The 17,025-nt window shown below is 64.6% G+C and carries 16 protein-coding genes; all 16 read right to left on the reverse strand.

Annotated elements, in window-relative coordinates; translation table 11 throughout:
- Positions 1-50: 50 nt before the first annotated feature.
- On the reverse strand, positions 51-1,250 hold the full coding sequence (locus tag FO013_RS06655) for a CaiB/BaiF CoA transferase family protein (protein WP_143921777.1): 1,200 nt from the start codon (positions 1,248-1,250) through the stop codon (positions 51-53).
- 2 nt (positions 1,251-1,252) lie between these two features.
- Positions 1,253-1,669 carry a PH domain-containing protein gene (locus FO013_RS06660; RefSeq protein WP_260848025.1) on the reverse strand — a complete coding sequence of 139 codons (417 nt, stop codon included), beginning with the start codon at positions 1,667-1,669 and terminating at the stop codon, positions 1,253-1,255.
- A 25-nt stretch (positions 1,670-1,694) separates the two neighbouring features.
- Entirely contained in the window at positions 1,695-2,534 is an 840-nt protein-coding gene (gene hisG, locus FO013_RS06665; protein ID WP_143921779.1) for an ATP phosphoribosyltransferase, read from the reverse strand.
- 62 nt (positions 2,535-2,596) lie between these two features.
- Positions 2,597-2,860, reverse strand: coding sequence for a phosphoribosyl-ATP diphosphatase (locus FO013_RS06670; protein ID WP_143921780.1), 264 nt, complete (start codon positions 2,858-2,860; stop codon positions 2,597-2,599).
- Positions 2,861-2,940: 80 nt separating this feature from the next.
- Entirely contained in the window at positions 2,941-3,606 is a 666-nt protein-coding gene (locus FO013_RS06675) for a nicotinamide mononucleotide transporter family protein (protein ID WP_143921781.1), read from the reverse strand.
- A gap of 11 nt (positions 3,607-3,617) precedes the next feature.
- Positions 3,618-4,280: a ribulose-phosphate 3-epimerase gene (rpe, locus tag FO013_RS06680; protein ID WP_143921782.1), complete on the reverse strand. Its 663-nt coding sequence runs from the start codon at positions 4,278-4,280 to the stop codon at positions 3,618-3,620.
- Between the two features lies 1 nt (position 4,281).
- Positions 4,282-5,775, reverse strand: a complete 1,494-nt coding sequence (locus FO013_RS06685) for an RsmB/NOP family class I SAM-dependent RNA methyltransferase (RefSeq protein WP_260848026.1) — start codon at positions 5,773-5,775, stop codon at positions 4,282-4,284.
- On the reverse strand, positions 5,772-6,731 hold the full coding sequence (locus FO013_RS06690; protein ID WP_143921783.1) for a methionyl-tRNA formyltransferase: 960 nt from the start codon (positions 6,729-6,731) through the stop codon (positions 5,772-5,774). Before FO013_RS06690 ends, FO013_RS06685 begins: the two co-directional genes overlap by 4 nt.
- Positions 6,732-6,785: 54 nt before the next feature.
- A complete protein-coding gene (locus FO013_RS06695; protein ID WP_143921784.1) occupies positions 6,786-8,951 on the reverse strand; it encodes a primosomal protein N' family DNA-binding protein in 2,166 nt (721 codons plus the stop codon).
- Positions 8,951-10,153: a methionine adenosyltransferase gene (gene metK / locus FO013_RS06700; protein WP_313900570.1), complete on the reverse strand. Its 1,203-nt coding sequence runs from the start codon at positions 10,151-10,153 to the stop codon at positions 8,951-8,953. The genes FO013_RS06695 and metK overlap by 1 nt, the downstream gene beginning before the upstream one ends.
- Positions 10,150-11,406 (reverse strand): bifunctional phosphopantothenoylcysteine decarboxylase/phosphopantothenate--cysteine ligase CoaBC, encoded by a 1,257-nt coding sequence (coaBC, locus tag FO013_RS06705; protein ID WP_143921786.1) that lies wholly within the window; start codon positions 11,404-11,406, stop codon positions 10,150-10,152. The genes metK and coaBC overlap by 4 nt, the downstream gene beginning before the upstream one ends.
- Positions 11,403-11,735, reverse strand: coding sequence for a DNA-directed RNA polymerase subunit omega (rpoZ, locus tag FO013_RS06710; protein ID WP_101618587.1), 333 nt, complete (start codon positions 11,733-11,735; stop codon positions 11,403-11,405). The genes coaBC and rpoZ overlap by 4 nt, the downstream gene beginning before the upstream one ends.
- A gap of 12 nt (positions 11,736-11,747) precedes the next feature.
- Positions 11,748-12,311: a guanylate kinase gene (gene gmk, locus FO013_RS06715; protein ID WP_222103585.1), complete on the reverse strand. Its 564-nt coding sequence runs from the start codon at positions 12,309-12,311 to the stop codon at positions 11,748-11,750.
- A 19-nt stretch (positions 12,312-12,330) separates the two neighbouring features.
- Positions 12,331-12,642, reverse strand: coding sequence for an integration host factor, actinobacterial type (gene mihF / locus FO013_RS06720; RefSeq protein WP_092108101.1), 312 nt, complete (start codon positions 12,640-12,642; stop codon positions 12,331-12,333).
- 244 nt (positions 12,643-12,886) lie between these two features.
- Positions 12,887-13,744 (reverse strand): orotidine-5'-phosphate decarboxylase, encoded by an 858-nt coding sequence (gene pyrF, locus FO013_RS06725; RefSeq protein ID WP_143921909.1) that lies wholly within the window; start codon positions 13,742-13,744, stop codon positions 12,887-12,889.
- On the reverse strand, positions 13,744-17,019 hold the full coding sequence (gene carB / locus FO013_RS06730; RefSeq protein ID WP_143921788.1) for a carbamoyl-phosphate synthase large subunit: 3,276 nt from the start codon (positions 17,017-17,019) through the stop codon (positions 13,744-13,746). The genes pyrF and carB overlap by 1 nt, the downstream gene beginning before the upstream one ends.
- Positions 17,020-17,025: the final 6 nt, after the last annotated feature.

Below are 17,025 nucleotides of genomic sequence, written 5' to 3' on the forward strand. Positions count from 1 at the left end.
GCCTCCACCTGCGGATCAGGGGGCGCAGCTGGTGGCCCGGGTCCTCAGAGTCACGAATCGAGCCAGGACACGATCGCCTCGGCGTCCTCGTTCAGCAGAGGCGGTGCATCGTGAGCGGTCCTCGTGGTTTCGACCTCGGCCTCGCCGTCTGCGTCGAAGAACCGCAGCGGTGGTCCTGGCAAGTCGATGTCGCCGAGGATGGGATGGTCGACGGAGACCTTGAGGCCCTGGCTCAGTGCCTGGTCCCACGAGTAGACCTCTTCGAGGGTGCGCACGGTGCCGGAGGGGATTCCTGCGTCTGCGAGTCTGGCGAGCAGCTCGTCCGATCCGTAGGCGGCGAATCTGCTTTCGATGAGTTCGATCACGGCCGGACGGTTCGCGACACGAGCGGAGTTGTCGCCCATGCCCTCGGTCGCCGGGTCGATGTCGAATGCGGCGCAGAACTTCTGCCACAGGTTCTCGTTGCCCACGGAGATCTGCACGGCACCTTCGTGGCAGTTGAAGAGTCCGTAGGGAGAGAGGGAAGGATGGTGGTTGCCACCGGGCTCGGGGTTCTGCCCGGCCACCGTGGCGCGCGTGCCCTGAAAAGCGTGGACTCCGACCATACCGGCGATGAGCGAGGTCCGCACGACCTTGCCCTTGCCCGTGCGCTCTCGTTCGAGCAGGGCTGCGAGAACGCCGTAGGAGCCGTAGATGCCTGCGAGGAGGTCGGCGATGGGAACGCCGACACGCTGCATGTCGTCGGGTCCGGATCCTGTCAGCGACATGAGTCCGGCCTCGCCCTGGGCGATCTGGTCGTATCCTGCACGCGAGGATTCGGGCCCGTCGTGGCCGAAGCCGGTGATCGAGAGGAGCACGAGGCGGGGGTTGATCTCCATGCACACGGTAGTGGAGAAACCGAGTCGATCGAGGACGCCTGAGCGGAAGTTCTCGATGAGCACATCGGCGCGGGAGATCAGTTCCCGCAGCGTCTCCTTGCCGGTGTCCGACTTGAGATCGAGGGCGATGGATTCCTTGTTGCGGTTGCAGGAGAAGAAGTAGGTGGCCTGCGGATCGTCCTCGGGACCGACGAACGGAGGACCCCAGGACCGGGAGTCATCCCCCTTGCCCGGGTTCTCGACCTTGATCACTCGGGCGCCGAGGTCACCGAACATCATTCCCGCATGTGGGCCGGCCAATGCGCGGGAGAGATCGATGACCGTGTATCCGGTCAGTGGGCCTTCGACCCCTGTGATTGTGTCGTTCGACATTCCTATTCCTCCTTGAAGTGGGTCCATCTAGCGATGAGCATACGCAATCGCTGACATTCCTCGTGGGCTCGGGGCCCGTCCGCGTGCTGGATCGCCATCACGGCGTATGTGGTTCCGTCGGTCAGATCGAGGATGGGCCATGGGTCGTCACCCTCGGGTGAGAACGCGACGCCGAGGATCTGTCCCCACGCAAAAGTGCGTGTCCTGACCATGTTCTTCACGACCAGGCCGGCTTCGCTGGGTCGGGCCTGGATGTCGGCGACGCGCAGCAGGGCCGCGGCGAAGATGATCCCGAGCAGGTTCATCCAGACCGTGTCGAGCGGGGTCCAGGGGTCCCAGTCCACGACGAGCAGTGCGACGGAGAGCACCGCGAAGCCGATGAACACCACCACGGCGCCGATGGTGCTGATGATGCGCACCTGGCGGGGTCGAAAGACGCGGAACTCAGATTCGGCAGGCGCCAATGTTCGTCACCAGAATCGCACGGGCACCGACTGCGTAGAGACGGTCCATGACATTGTTGACCTCTTTGGATTCGACCATGACGCGCGCGGCCACCCAACCTGTCTCCTGCAGCGGGGAGATCGTGGGTGATTCGAGGCCGGGCGTGAGTCCGAGTGCTTGGGGCAGGAGGCGCTCTTCGATGTTGTAGTCGACGAGGACGTACTGCCGGGCCACCATCACGGATTCCAGACGGCGACGCAGCACCTCGATCGACTCGGCTGCACCCTCACGCTGGACGAGGACGGCCTCGGATTCCAGCAGGGGTTCGCCGAAGGTCTCGAGCCCTGCGGCGCGCAGGGTGCTGCCGGTCTCGACCACGTCGGCGATGGCGTCGGCGACGCCGAGCTGGATGGAGACCTCGATCGCACCGTCGAGCTGAACGGTCTTCGCGTCGATGCCCCTGGCCTGCAGATCGGCGTCGACGAGGTTCGGGAAGCTGGTGGCGATGCGTGCGCCTTCCAGCTGGGTCGGCGAGGAGTAGGAACCGGTGACTCCGGCGTAGAAGAAGCGGGAGGCTCCGAATCCGAGTCCGATGACTTCCTGGGCTTCGGCCTTCGACTCAAGCAGCAGGTCGCGGCCGGTGATGCCGGCGTCGAGGATCCCCGATCCCACGTAGACGGCGATGTCGCGCGGACGCAGGTAGAAGAATTCGACATCGTTGACTTCGTCCTGATGGACAAGGGTCTTGCTTCCCCGACGGGTGGAGTATCCTGCCTCGCTGAGCATCTCGGAGGCGGCTTCGGACAGTGCGCCCTTATTCGGCACGGCTACACGCAGCATGGTGTCCTTTTGTGTTTCATCGTCAACGGTTGTTTGGAGTTCGGCTGTGCCGGCGTGGAAGGCTACAGATGCGAGTTGACGTCGTCGAGGCTGAGTTCCTTGGCGACCATGAGCACCTGCAGGTGATAGAGCAGCTGAGAGATCTCCCCGGCGAGCTCATCCTTGGTCTCATACTCTGCCGCCATCCAGACCTCTGCGGCTTCTTCGACGACCTTCTTACCGATCGCATGGACTCCGGCATCGAGTTCGGCCACGGTCTTCGAGCCTTCGGGGCGATCGAGGGATTTCTGCAGGAGTTCGGCGTAGAGCGAGTCAAAGGTCTTCACGAATCCAGCCTAATACATCGCGGCCGCCGCGCTCACACGGGGTCTCGGCCAGCGGGACGCTCTCACCCGTCGCAGCAGCCTCAGCTCTCAGTGCTGCGGTTGATGTCCGTGGCACCCCGATGCGGAGCGGAGATCGTCTGGCGTGATCGCTTTGACCAGTCGATGAAGCCGATGACGACCATGACGAGGAAGATGAGGTACACGGCCCCGGAGAACACGAGTCCTCCGGCCACTGCCAAGGGAATCCCGACGAGGTCGACGGCCAGCCAGACGAACCAGAACTCGACGATCGCCCGCCCCTGGGCATACATCGCCACGAGCGATCCGATGAAGATGTAGGCGTCTGGATAGGGATTCCAGGACCACCCTCCGAGGGCGAGGACGTAGCCGAACACCCCGGTGCCCAGCAGGAGAGCGACGATCAGGAGCAGTCGTTCCTTCCAGGTCGCCCAGCGGACGAGGACCTCGCCGGAGGCCTCCCGGGACTTCTTCCACTGCGTCCACCCCCAGACTGCGGCCACGATGATGACGACCTGGCGGGAGGCGTTGCCGCCGAGTCCCGCGGAGATGCTCGCGGCGAAGAGGAGGATGGAGCCCAGGATCTGGACCGGCCAGGACAGGATGTTCCGGCGCAGTGCAAGGACCACTGTGGCCAGAGCACAGATGTTGCCGAACAGGTCGGAGTACGGCACCGGTTTGCCAAGCAGTTCCAATGCCGGGGTGTTCAGCCAATCGAGCAGTTCCATATCGGCTCTCTTCAGTGCACGTGGGACGCTGCGAGCTCACGCAGCCCGGAGATCGCGGTGGCAGCGTCCTCGGCACCGTAGACGGCGGAACCGGCCACGAGCACATCGGCACCGGCATCGACGACGCGTTCGATCGTCGACATGGAGACTCCCCCGTCGACCTGCAGCTTGATCTCAAGCCCGGCGGCCGAGATCGCCTCACGGGTCCGTCGGATCTTCGGCAGGCACACATCGAGAAACTTCTGCCCGCCGAAACCGGGTTCGACGGTCATGATGAGGATCTGGTCGAACTCGCCGAGGAGGTCGACGAAGGGTTCGATCGGGGTCGCCGGCTTGAGTGCGAGGCTGGCTTTGGCCCCCAGCTTCCGGATCTCCCGGGCCAGGCGGACGGGAGCGGCGGCCGCCTCGGCGTGGAAGGTCACCGAGGCGCAGCCGAGTTCGGCATAGACCGGAGCGTGTCGGTCCGCCTCGGCGATCATCAGGTGGGCGTCGAGCGGGATCGGGCTGATCGCCTGGATCCGTTCGACCACGGGAGGCCCGAATGTGAGGTTCGGGACGAAATGGTTGTCCATCACGTCGATGTGCGCCATATCTGCCGTGCTGATCTTCGCCAGTTCACCACGCAGGTCCGAGAAATCGGAGCTGAGGATGCTGGGATTGATCTCGATCGCCATTTCAGTTCGCCTTCCGCATCAGGGCCAAGAACATTCCATCGGTGTTGTGGACGTGGGGCCACAGCTGAGCGTACCGTCCCGCTCCCCGGCTCACCGAGCTAAACCCTGCGGCATCGGCGCCCGTGACCTCGGCGAGGACCGCCGGGGCGTCGAGGACTTCGACGTCGGTGCCGCGTAGGACATCGTCGACGACGAGCACGGTCTCCGCGTAGTGGGGAGAGCAGGTGGAGTAGGCGACGACTCCCCCCGGAGCGCAGGCGTCCAAGGCCGCCCGCAGCAGTTCTCGCTGCAGTCCGGCCAGGGCGTTGATGTCCTCGGGGCGACGGCGGTATCGAGCTTCAGGACGGCGACGCAGGGCGCCGAGACCCGAGCAGGGAACGTCGACGAGGACCTTCGCATACGGGCCTGTGGCGTCGCGGGCGTCTTGGACGCGGGTGGTGACATTGTCGAGTGCCTGAGTGGAGGACCGCACAAGTTCAACCCGGTGGTCACTTGAGTCGAAGGCATCGAGGGTGGTGCCGCGCTGCTTCGCAATAGCTGCGAGGACTGCGGCCTTGCCGCCGGGTCCGGCGCACAGGTCCGCCCAAGTGCCCGTCGGTGCCTGAACGTGTGCCAGTGCCAAGGCCACCAGCGCGGAGCCTTCATCCTGCACCCGGGCCCGGCCGGCGGCGACGGCGTCGACGTTCTTGGGCACAGCGGTTTCGAGGGTGACGCCGATGGGTGAGAACTCGGTCGGCGCTCCGGGCAGTTCGCTACGGTCAATGAGTCCGGGCAGAGCGGAGACGCTGACCTTCGCGGCCGCGTTGTCGGCTTCGAGCAGCGCCTGCAGTTCAGAAGCCTGTCGTCCGTGGCCTTTCAGTGCCTGCGTCATGGCCCGGACGATCCATTCGGGATGCGAGTACTCGATGGCCTGTTCGCCGACTGCAGTGGCTCCGGCGGTGACACGGGCCAGCCATTCGGCGCGGTCGATCTCGGAGATCCGACGCAGGACGGCGTTGACGAACCCGGATGTCTTCGGTGCGTAGGACTTGATGACGGCGACAGTCTCCGACAGTGCCGCATGGTCGGGCACGCGCATGGACAGGATCTGGTGGGCGCCGAGGCGCATGCCTGCCAGCGGTTCGGGGTCGATGGTGTCGAGGGACCGGTTCGCTGCCTTGGCGATGATCGCATCGTAGAACTCCTGTTGGCGCAGAGCGCCGTAGGTGAGTTCAGTCGTGAACGCCGCGTCCTGGTGGTCCATATGCGTGCGGGCGAGCTTGGCGGGCAGGAGCAGGTTCGCGTAGGAGTCCTTCGTCTCAACATCGACGAGGACCTCCCAGGCGATGCGTCGCGGCAGGTTCTTCGCGTGCCTCGGCTCTCGTTCGTCTGAGGGCCTGCCGCCTGACTGCTTGCCGCCGGCAGACCTGGTGCCCGTCGGCTTCCTGACTGCTGCAGGCGTGTTCCTCGCCGGTCTCTTCCGCGGCATGCGCTCATCTGCTGGCATCTGTCTCATGCTCCTTGCTCGGGGTCTGCCGCCGGCTCGGCGCTGGTTTCAGTGGGATCGAATCGGATGTCGCCACGGCCGCGGAGGAAGTCCACGGCAGCCATCCGGGCCTTGCCGAAGGGTTGGATCTCTGCGACGCGGACCCAGCCGTCGCCGCAGCCGAGGACGACGAACTTCTGCCATGAGGTCAGCAATCCGACCTCTGAAGGGGTGGTGACGTCGGGAGCGGGTGTGAGTCCGAAGAGTTTGGTCCGCTTCCCGTCGACGTTCGCCCATGGGCCGGGGCTGGGGCTGACTCCCCGGGAACGGTCGATGACCGCCCGGGCAGAGTCGGAGAAGTCGAGATGGGCGTCATCGATGCTGATCTTGTCCGCGTGGCTCGGCTCCCCGGACTGCGGGGTCATCACTGCGGTTCCGTCCGCGAGGTCGTCGAAGGCGGCGACCAGTTCGACCGCGCCTCGGTGGGCGTAGTCGTCGAGGGCGGTGGCGACATCGGGATGGTCCAGAGGCAGTTCGAGTCTGCGCAGGACGGGTCCGGAGTCCATACCCTCGTCGATCTTGAACACGCTGACTCCGCTGCTGTTCTGGCCGGCGATGAGGGCCCGTTGGACCGGTGCGGCTCCACGATGGGCCGGCAGGAGCGAGAAGTGGAGGTTGAACCAGCCGAGCTCGGCGGTCGACAGCGCTGCCGGGCCGGCGATGGCCCCATAGGCGACCACGGCCACGGCATCGACGTCGAGGGCCCGGAGTTCGGCGATGACCTCGCCGCGGAGCCGGCTGGCCTCGATGACGTCGAGGCCGAGTTCGAGGGCTCGCGCCTTGACCGGTGAGGGGGTGAGGACGCGTTTGCGCCCCACCGGTGCATCGGGTCGGGTGAGGACGGCACGGATGCGGTGCCGGGATTCGACGAGGGCCTCGAGGGCTGGCACTGCGGCATCCGGAGTTCCGGCGAAGACGATATCCACTTGAGGAATTCTACTTGTTCGCGAAGCAGTCGCAGAGTCCGGGCACCGAGGCACTCACAGCGACCGCGGATCGTCGATGCGGACGCGCACCTGGGGAAGCTTCTTCGCAGACCGGGAGGCGATCTGCTGAGCGAGTGCTTCGCCGACCGCCTCTCCTGCTGCGATCGGATAGGCTGCGACGGCTTTCTGGTCATCACCGTCGGAGTCCCGGATGAGTTCGGTGAGGTCTGGGACGGCCGCGATGATGGCGTCGATGTCGGTGCCGGCACCGGTGAGTTCGACGATGCGACGATAGGGAGGAAAGCCGAGCTCGAATCGATCGCCGAGAGCTCTGGACATCGTGGTGACCGGGTCGAAGGTGGTCACCGTGTTCCGTATCGTCTCATCGGTGTCGCCGAGGTAGACGACTCCCCCAGCAGTGCGTGACCTCACGAGGACGGCCGCCCGCAGTCGTCTGCTGACTCCTTCATCGGTCGAGCGCATCCACGGCCCCGGCCACAGCGAGTCGAGCAGGATTGCGCAGGCGTAGCCACCGAGAGCATAGGGTTCAGCGCCGGTGGTGGCGACGACGATACGTGGGCTGTCGTCGATGGCGACAGGAATGTCATCGCCGCCGGATTCCAGGATTTCGATTCCCGGCATGGCCTTGCGCAGCTCCTCGACGGTCCGTCCCCTGCCGCGCACGATCGAGCGCACCTGATTCGAGCGGCAGCGCCCGCAGGAGAACGTATCGGAGTGGTATCCGCAGGAGCGACAGGCGAAGGGCCCGACCTCGGACTGAGTGGTCAGTGCAGCCGAGCATTGGGGGCAGCGAGCGACCTCTTGGCATCTCGCGCAGGCGAACACCGGGTAGTACCCGGCACGCGGGACCTGGACGAGGACAGGTCCGACTGCGTTCGTGTCCTTGGCCCCGGGGCGCAGGGCACCGCGCATCAGCTGCCAGGCGCGAGAGGGGATCCGCTGCCAGGCGAAGGGGTCACGCTCCTCGTCGGGAACGTAGACGCGCGGCGCACCCTCACGGCGCTCGGGGCCGGTGGGCGTGACGTCGCGAAGCCACCCGACCTCGACCAGGCGCTGGATCTCCGCGCTGCGATCGGTGGAGACGAACAGCAGTCCGGTGGTGTCGATGGTCGATCTCAGCAGGCATACCTCTCTGGCGTGCGGATATGGCGCGTGCTGGTCGAGGTAGTTCGGGTTCGAGTCGTCGAAGCAGATGATGAGGCCGAGGCCTGCGATCGGTGCGAAGGCGGCCGCTCTGGTGCCGATCGTCACTCGTGTGTGCCCCAACAGGCCACGCAGCCAGGCTTTCCACCTCTGCTCCGGTGACTGGTCTGCACTCAAGACTGAGTAGGAGGAGATATCCGGGCTGGCGTCGAGTGCCGCCGAGAGGACTGCGAGCTCACGGTGATCGGGCACCAGCCACAGCACCGCCTCCCCTGCAGCCAGTGTCGCTCGGGCAGCCTCCAGCCCGGCGGTGATCCAACTCAGTCCCGGCGTAGGGCCGGGAACGCAGGTCAGTGCCATCCGCGGATGCTCGCCGGCAGGGAAGCCGTCTTCTCGTTCGTGCCGAGACTCGTTGACCACCCATTCGCCGAGGCGGTCAATCGTGTCCGCTGTCGTCGCAGGCGAGTTGTCTGCAGTCGCTTTCTCGGAGCCAGCCGTCGTGCCCACGGCCGTCGCCTCCGTGCACACGGCCGTCGCCTCCGTGTCCTCGGCAGCCGCCGTGCCCTCGGGCGCAGTATTCGCGTTGTCACCTTCTGACGGTGCCCTGTGACTGCGCTCATTCTGGTGCAGCGTCTTCTCAGCCTTGAGCACAGCCTTCTCGGCGCGTGCATGACGCGGCGGGATCGCCAGACGCAGGACATCGGAGAGGGTTCCCGCGTACCGGCGAGCAGTGGCATCAGCGAGACGCAGCAGTTCGGGGGTGAGAACGACGACGGGACTGGTGATGCGCTCGATCGTGGCAAGCGGTCCGATGTGGTCGGACTTCTCGACCCGTTCGAGGAGGAAGCCGTCGCGCAGTCTGCCGGCGAATCTGACCCTGACTCGCACACCGGGGCGGGCCGTGTCGGCGAACTTCTCCGGAACTGCGTAGTCGAAGGCACGGGCCAGGTGCGGCACCGGGTGATCGACGAGCACGTGGGCTACGGGGTCTTCCGCTGCCAGCGGCACCTGCCCGATGGCTGAGGTGCCGGTGTCGATCGGAAGAGGTTCGTCCATCAAGCCGAGGAGACTGCGCGCAGCAGATCGTCAGCGCGGTCCGTGACCTCCCAGGTGAAGTCGGGGAGCTCACGGCCGAAGTGACCGTACGTCGATGTCTGAGAGTAGATCGGGCGCAGGAGATTGAGGTCCTGGATGATCATGGCAGGTCGCAGGTCGAAGACCTCGCGAATGGCCCGCGAGATCGCGTGTGGGTCGACCTTCTCAGTGCCGAAGGTTTCGACGTAGAGGCCCATCGGATCGACACGGCCGATCGCATAGGACACCTGCACCTCGGCGCGATCGGCGAGCCCGGCGGCCACGACATTCTTCGCGACCCAGCGCATGGCATACGCGGCCGAGCGGTCGACCTTCGAGGGGTCCTTGCCGGAGAAGGCGCCTCCGCCGTGACGCGAGTACCCGCCATACGTGTCGACGATGATCTTGCGCCCCGTGAGCCCCGCGTCGCCCATCGGCCCGCCGGTGACGAAGGGTCCGGCCGGGTTGATGTGGATGTTCGCATGGCTGTCATCGAGACCGGAGCCTGCGATGACCGGATCGATGACGAAGTCTTTGATCTCGGCGTGCAGCTGTGCCTGATCGACGTGGCCTGCGTGCTGCGTCGAGACGACGATGTTCTCGATCGACACGGCTTCGTTGCCGTCGTAGCCCAGTGTCAGCTGGGTTTTGCCGTCGGGACGCAGATAGTCCAGTGCACCGGTCTTGCGCACCTCGGAGAGCTTCTCCGCCATGCGTGATGCGAGGTGGATGGGCACGGGCATGAGGACGTCGGTGGCGTTGTCGGCATAGCCGAACATGAGGCCCTGGTCGCCGGCGCCGAGACTCGAACCGTGATCGGATTCCACGGCTTCGCGGAAGTCCAGTGGGTTCGTCACTCCGGAATGGATGTCGGTGGACTGGCTGCCGATGGACACGGAGACGCCGCAGGAGTGTCCGTCGAAACCGGTGTCGGAGGAGTCATAGCCGATTCCGGTGATGAGTCGGCGCACGATGCCGGCGACGTCGGCATAGGCTGCGGTATTGACCTCGCCGGCGACGTGGACGAGACCGGTGGTGACCATCGTCTCGACGGCGACCTTGGCGTTCGGGTCCTGACCCAGCAGATCGTCGAGGACGGCATCACTGATCTGGTCACAGATTTTGTCGGGATGGCCCTCGGTGACGGATTCGGACGAGAATAAGCGCAGATTTGATTGACTCACGCCGTCGATTCTACGCATTCCCAACGGCTGGCGAGAGCCTCGATGACCTTTTCCGAAACATCGTCCTTGCTGCCGGTGAATTCGGGGCTGGCGACTACTTCGTCACCGTCGACGCTCAGGATCTGGACGGCATTGTCGTCGTGGCCGAACGCCCTGTCGTCCGAGACATTGTTGAAGACGAGGAGGTCGACGCCCTTGCGACGGAACTTCGCCTTCGCGTAGTCCATCGCACTGTGATGAGAATCTCCGGTCTCGGCGGCGAATCCGATGATGAGCTGGTGTTCGCAACGTGATTCGACGAGTCCCACGAGCACATCCGGGTTCTGCACCAGGTTCAGAGTCATTCCCTCATCACCCGACTTCTTCATCTTCGAAGCGGTGCGCTCGGCTGGACGGTAGTCGGCGACGGCGGCGGCCATGATGATGGCATCAGCATCAGCCTGAGCTGCCTGCATCTGGGCCTGGAGCTCGAGGGTGGACTCGACTGAGGTGATCCGGACGCTGTCGGGCAGCGCCGACAGCAGGCCCGAGTCGATGTTGGCCGCGACCAGGTCGACGTGGGCTCCGGCGGCGGCAGCGGCACGTGCCAGCGCAATGCCCTGCTTGCCTGAGGAGCGGTTCCCGAGGAATCGGACGGGATCGAGCGGTTCCCTGGTCCCGCCGGCACTGATGGCGACGCGTCTGCCGTTCAGCGGCCCGACTGTCTTCGGCACTGGATCGGTCTGTGCTGATCGGGCAGCGGCCAGCGCGAAGTCGACGATCGCCTCGGGTTCGGGCAGACGACCGGGACCGGAGTCCGGGCCGGTCAGACGCCCCACAGCGGGCTCGAGGACATGGATGCCCCGCTGCTTCAAGGTCGCGATGTTCGCGACTGTGGCGGGATTCTGCCACATCTCGGTATGCATGGCGGGGGCAACGACCACCTCGGCGGTCGTCGTGAGGACAGTCGCGGTCAGCAGGTCATCGGCGATGCCTGCGGCCAGCTTGGCCAGAGTATTGGCGGTGGCCGGCGCGATGATGACGAGTTCGGCGTCCTGCCCGATGCGGACATGGTTGACCGATTCGACCTCGTCGAAGACATCGGTGGTCACGGTCTGTGAGGACAGCGCCTCGAAAGTGGCCGCACCGACGAAGTTCAGTGCGCTGGCGGTGGGCACGACCTTGACGCTGTGCCCGAGTTCCCGGAGTCGCCGAATGACATGGCACGCCTTGTAAGCGGCGATTCCACCGGCGACGCCGAGTACGGTTCTCACTGGTCGCTGAAGTCCAGTGCGCCGTCGTTGCTGGCAGCCGGCTGTGCAGGCTCTTGGGTGAGCGCACCGAAGTCGGCTTCCGTGACTTCGCGGGCCACGATCTTGCCTTCGTTGATCTCGCGGAGCGCGATCGAGAGTGGCTTCTCATGGGTGCCCGGGGTCACCAGCGGACCGACGTTCTCGAGCAGGCCCTCTTGGAGCTGGGCGTAGTAGGAGTTGATCTGGCGGGCTCGCTGAGCGGCAATCGAGACCAGTTCGTACTTCGAGCTGGTCACGGCCAGCAGATCATCAATCGGTGGATTGGTGATGCCTTCAGGTTGTGCAGGCAATGAATGTCCAATCTAATCGGTAGTGGGTATACCCATCAATGATATGAGTTCTTCGGCCGCAGTGCGAACGTGGTCATTGACGATCGTGACATCGAACTCGGATTCGGCCTGCAATTCCTGCTTGGCCGTGGTCAGTCGACGCTCCTGTTCGACTGCTGATTCCGTTCCGCGCCCGGTGAGTCTCGACACGAGTTCCTCCCAGCTGGGCGGAGACAGGAAGACGAACAGCGCGTCAGGCATCTTGTCCTTGACCTGGCGTGCCCCCTGCAGATCGATCTCCAGCAGGGAGGGTGTCCCCTGGTTCAGCTTCTCCTGGACTTGGGCCGAAGGAGTGCCGTAGCGGTGGCGTCCGTGGACGACGGCGTACTCGAGCAGCTCACCGGCAGCGATGAGCGAGTCGAACTCGTCATCGCTGATGAAGTGATAATGAACACCATCGACTTCGCCGGGTCGCCGCGGCCGCGTGGTGGCGGAGACGGAGAACCAGACCTCGGGATGATGATCTCTGATGTACGCGCTGATGGTGCCTTTTCCGACCGCGGTAGGTCCCGCGAGGACGGTCAGTCGATTATTCACAGATCTATTGTTCACACATTCAGGAGTATTTCTCCAACAGGGCATTTTTCTGGTGTACGCCCAGGCCCTTGATCCGACGTGACGATGCGATGCCGACGTCGTCCATGGCCGCCTCCGCGCGTCGGTCTCCGACGCCGGGCAGTGATCTCAGCAGATCGACGACGCGCATCTTCGCGAGTGCCTCGTCCGCGCCGGCCTTCTTCAGCACAGCTGCGAGATCGGTTTGACCATTCTTCAGCGCTGTCTTGACCTCGGCTCGCGCTTGACGCGCTTTGAAGGCCTTGTCCAGAGCGGCTGAACGCTGTTGCGGGGTCAAAGGTTCGAGTGCCACATTATCTCCTCTGTCACCATGAACGGGCAGGTAGGGAAGTTGCTTCAGTCTAAAACAAAAACCCTCGTGAGAGGCACAAAGCGCAAAAGAAAACTCAAGTGTCTGCAGAACTGGCCGAACCGGGCCCGTCCCGTCCTGCCTCAGACGACGTCGTCCAACCGATGCCGACCATTCGGTGCACGCCTTGCGCAGGGCGCCGAAACCGGCGGCCTGCGCAAGTGATGAGAGATGAGCTGCCCGGGTCTCAGCCCACTTGCGTCAGGGACTCGTTGAGCGAGCGTGCCGCTGCGCGCACGCCGTCTGCCCCGGCGCTGAGCACAGCGCGTGAGGTGGTGGCCAGAATCTGGTTGGCAGCGATCGCATCTGTGCCGAAGACGTCGATGAGCTCACTGATCCCGGCTCCCTGAGCCCCGACTCCCGGTGCCAGGATCGGCCCTCCGCACGCAGACGGGTCGAATCCGAGCTCGCGGGCGCCGGATCCGATCGTCGCTCCGACCACCAGGCCGAAGCGCCCGAGTCCCTGCGCGGACTCAGACGAGTTGCGCGCAGCTACCTGGCCCACGATCGTCCCGGCAACGGAGTCTCCGAATCCCTCGACGGATTCTCCGCACTTGGCGTGCTGAACCTCTGCACCTTCCGGATTCGAGGTCAGCGCGAGGACGAAGACTCCCCGATCATGAGCATTCGCGAGTTCGAAGGCCGGATCCAGTGCCCCGAATCCGAGGTACGGAGACACAGTGATCGAATCGGCGGCCAGCGCCGAGGCGGGATCGAGGTAGGCCCGTGCGTAGGCTCCCATGGTCGATCCGATGTCCCCGCGTTTGATGTCGAGGACACTGATGAGATCGTGTTCCCTGCAGGCTGCGAGGGTCTCTTCGAGAACGGCGACTCCGGCCGAACCGTACTGCTCGTAGAAGGCTGACTGCGGTTTGACCGCAGCCACATTCCCGGCCAGCTCGGTCACCGTGCGCAGTGAGAATTCGCGCAGCCCTGCCGCTGTGCGCGGCAGCGACCAGGCCTCAAGGAGGTGGTCATGGGGGTCGATGCCCACACACAGCGGTCCGTGCTCGTCCATGGCCGCCTGTAGGCGGGCGCCGAACATCACGCGTTCCAGTCCTGCAGGCTGCGGACCTTGAAGGTCTTGTCACGAACGACCTCGAGTGAGGTGACTGCGGCTGCGAACTCGGCGAGCGTGGTGATCAGCGGCACGGAGTGTGCGGTCGCCGAGGCACGGATCTCGTAGCCGTCTGCTCGTTCCTGGCGTCCGGATGGGACGTTGATGACCATGTCGATCGTGCCGGCGGCCAGGTAGTCGAGGATCGTGCGATCCTCAGCATCGGCCTCGAAGTGCTTGTGCACCTGTGTGGTCTTGATGCCGTACCGGGACAGGACTGCGGCCGTTCCGGTTGTGGCGACCACGTCGAAGCCCAAGTCGACGAGTTCCTTGACCGGCAGGACCATGGCCCTTTTGTCCCGGTCTGCAACCGAGACGAACACCGTGCCGGAGGTCGGAAGCTTGATCGATGCTCCCAGCAGGCCCTTCGCGAAGGCTGTCGGGAAGTCGTGGTCGATGCCCATGACCTCACCGGTCGAGCGCATCTCCGGTCCGAGGATCGAATCGACGACCTTGCCCTCGACGGTCCTGAATCGACGGAACGGCAGGACCACTTCCTTGACCGCGATCGGATGGTCCAAGGACAGTCGCGAACCGTCGCCGGTCTCCGGGAGCATGTCTCCGCGCATATCGGCGATGGTGCGTCCGACTGCGATGAGCGCGGCGGCCTTCGCCAACTGTGTGGAGGTGGCCTTCGAGACGAACGGCACGGTCCGGGAGGCACGTGGGTTGGCTTCGATGACGTGGAGGACGTCGGCGGTGATGGCGAACTGGATGTTGAGCAGCCCGCGCACGTTCGTGCCTTCGGCGATTGCCGTGGTGGCAGTGCGGACACGGTCCAGCACGTCTTCGCCCAGGGTCAGCGAAGGCAGCACGCAGGCGGAGTCACCAGAGTGGATTCCGGCTTCCTCGATGTGCTCCATGATGCCGCCGATGAAGATGTCGGTGCCGTCGTAGAGAGCATCGACATCGATTTCGATGGCGTCCTCGAGGAAGCGGTCGACGAGGACGGGACGGTCCACGGAGATCTCTGTGGCAGTGGCCATGTAGTCCACGAGCTGAGTGCGGTCGTAGACGATCTGCATGCCGCGGCCACCGAGCACATATGAGGGGCGGACGAGGACCGGGTAGCCGATCTCCTCGGCGATCCTCTCGGCCTCCGCGTAGGTCACGGCGGTGCCGTGCTTCGGAGCGGTGAGACCGGCGCGGTCGAGGACGGCGCCGAATTCGCCGCGATCCTCGGCCAGGTCGATGGCTTCGGGCTGGGTGCCGAGGACCGGCACTCCTGCTGCCTTGAGCTTGTCGGCCAGTCCCAGCGGGGTCTGACCACCCAGGGTGCAGACGACGCCGAGTACGGGACCGGCGGCCACCTCGGCGTGATAGACCTCCATGACATCTTCGAAGGTCAGGGGCTCGAAGTAGAGGCGATCAGCGGTGTCGTAGTCCGTGGACACGGTCTCCGGGTTGCAGTTGACCATGATCGTTTCGAAGCCGGCCTCGGAGATGGCCATCGTCGCGTGTACGCATGAGTAGTCGAACTCGATGCCCTGGCCGATCCGGTTCGGTCCCGAACCGAGGATGATCACGGCAGGCTTCTCGCGCGGGGCGACCTCTGTCTCATCGTCATAGCTCGAGTAGTGGTACGGGGTGTGTGCGGCGAACTCACCGGCGCAGGTGTCGACCGTCTTGAACACGGGGCGGATCCGGAGGGCCTGCCGGACACCGGTGACGACACCGGTATCCATGCTGCGCAGCGACGCGATCTGCTCATCGGAGAAGCCGTGGTTCTTCGCGACACGCAGCACCTGAGCGTCGAGTTCGTCTGCTGAGGAGATGAACTCGGCGACCTCATTGATCAGTTCGATCTGGTCGAGGAACCAGGGATCGATCTCGCAGGCCTCGAAGACCTCGGCATTGCTCAGGCCAGCGGCCAATCCGCGCTGAACGGAATGGATGCGGTCGGCTGTCGCGTGCGAGATCGACTCGAGGACGGATTCTCTGACATCCTCGTCGCTGATGTCGGGAAGATCGGACCACGAGAACGAGGCATCGCGCTGCTCCATCGACCGCATGGCCTTCTGCAGTGCGGTGGTGAAGTTGCGGCCCAGCGCCATGACCTCGCCCACGGATTTCATGGTCGTGGTCAGTGTCGGATCCGCTGCGGGGAACTTCTCGAAGGTGAACCGTGGGATCTTGACCACGACGTAGTCGAGTGTCGGTTCGAAGCTGGCCGGTGTGACCTTCGTGATGTCGTTGGGGATCTCGTCAAGCGAGTAGCCCACAGCCAGCTTGGCGGCCATCTTGGCGATCGGGAAGCCGGTGGCCTTCGAGGCCAATGCCGAGGACCGTGAGACTCTGGGGTTCATTTCGATGACGACGATGCGGCCGGTCTTCGGATCCACTGCGTACTGGATGTTGCAGCCGCCGGTGGCGACTCCGACGGCGCGGATGACGTCGATGCCGATATCGCGCATCTTCTGATACTCGCGGTCGGTCAGGGTCAGCGATGGGGCCACTGTGATCGAGTCGCCGGTGTGGACGCCGACGGGATCGACGTTCTCGATCGAGCAGATGACGACCACGTTGTCCTTGTGGTCGCGCATGAGTTCGAGTTCGTATTCCTTCCAGCCGAGGATCGACTCTTCGAGGAGAACCTCGTGGGTGATGGAGTCGCCCAAGCCGGCGCCGGCGATGCGCCGGAGGTCGTTCTCGTCATAGGCCATGCCGGAACCCAGTCCGCCCATGGTGAACGAGGGGCGGACGACGACGGGATAGTTGAGTTCCTCGGCTCCGGCCAGTGCCTCGTCGATGGTGTGGCAGATGATGGATTTCGCCGACTCGGCGCCGCATTCCTCGACGATGGTCTTGAACTTCTGCCGGTCCTCGCCGCGCTGGATGGCGTCGACGTCGGCGCCGATGAGTTCGACGCCGTACTTCTCAAGTGTGCCGGCATCATGCAGTGCGATCGCCGCATTCAGCGCTGTCTGTCCGCCCAGGGTCGGCAGGATTGCGTCGGGGCGTTCCTTGTCGATGATCGATTCGATGATGTCGGGATCGATGGGCTCGACGTAGGTGGCGTCGGCAACGTCGGGATCGGTCATGATCGTCGCGGGATTCGAGTTGATGAGGATGACCCGCAGGCCCTCTTCGCGCAGCACACGGCAGGCTTGGGTGCCCGAGTAGTCGAATTCACAGGCCTGACCGATGACGATAGGTCCGGAGCCGATGACGAGGACGGATGTGAGATCTTGTCTGAGTGGCATGGGTTC

Origin of the sequence: Brevibacterium aurantiacum (assembly GCF_007558825.1) — a bacterium.
Taxonomy (GTDB): domain Bacteria; phylum Actinomycetota; class Actinomycetes; order Actinomycetales; family Brevibacteriaceae; genus Brevibacterium; species Brevibacterium aurantiacum_A.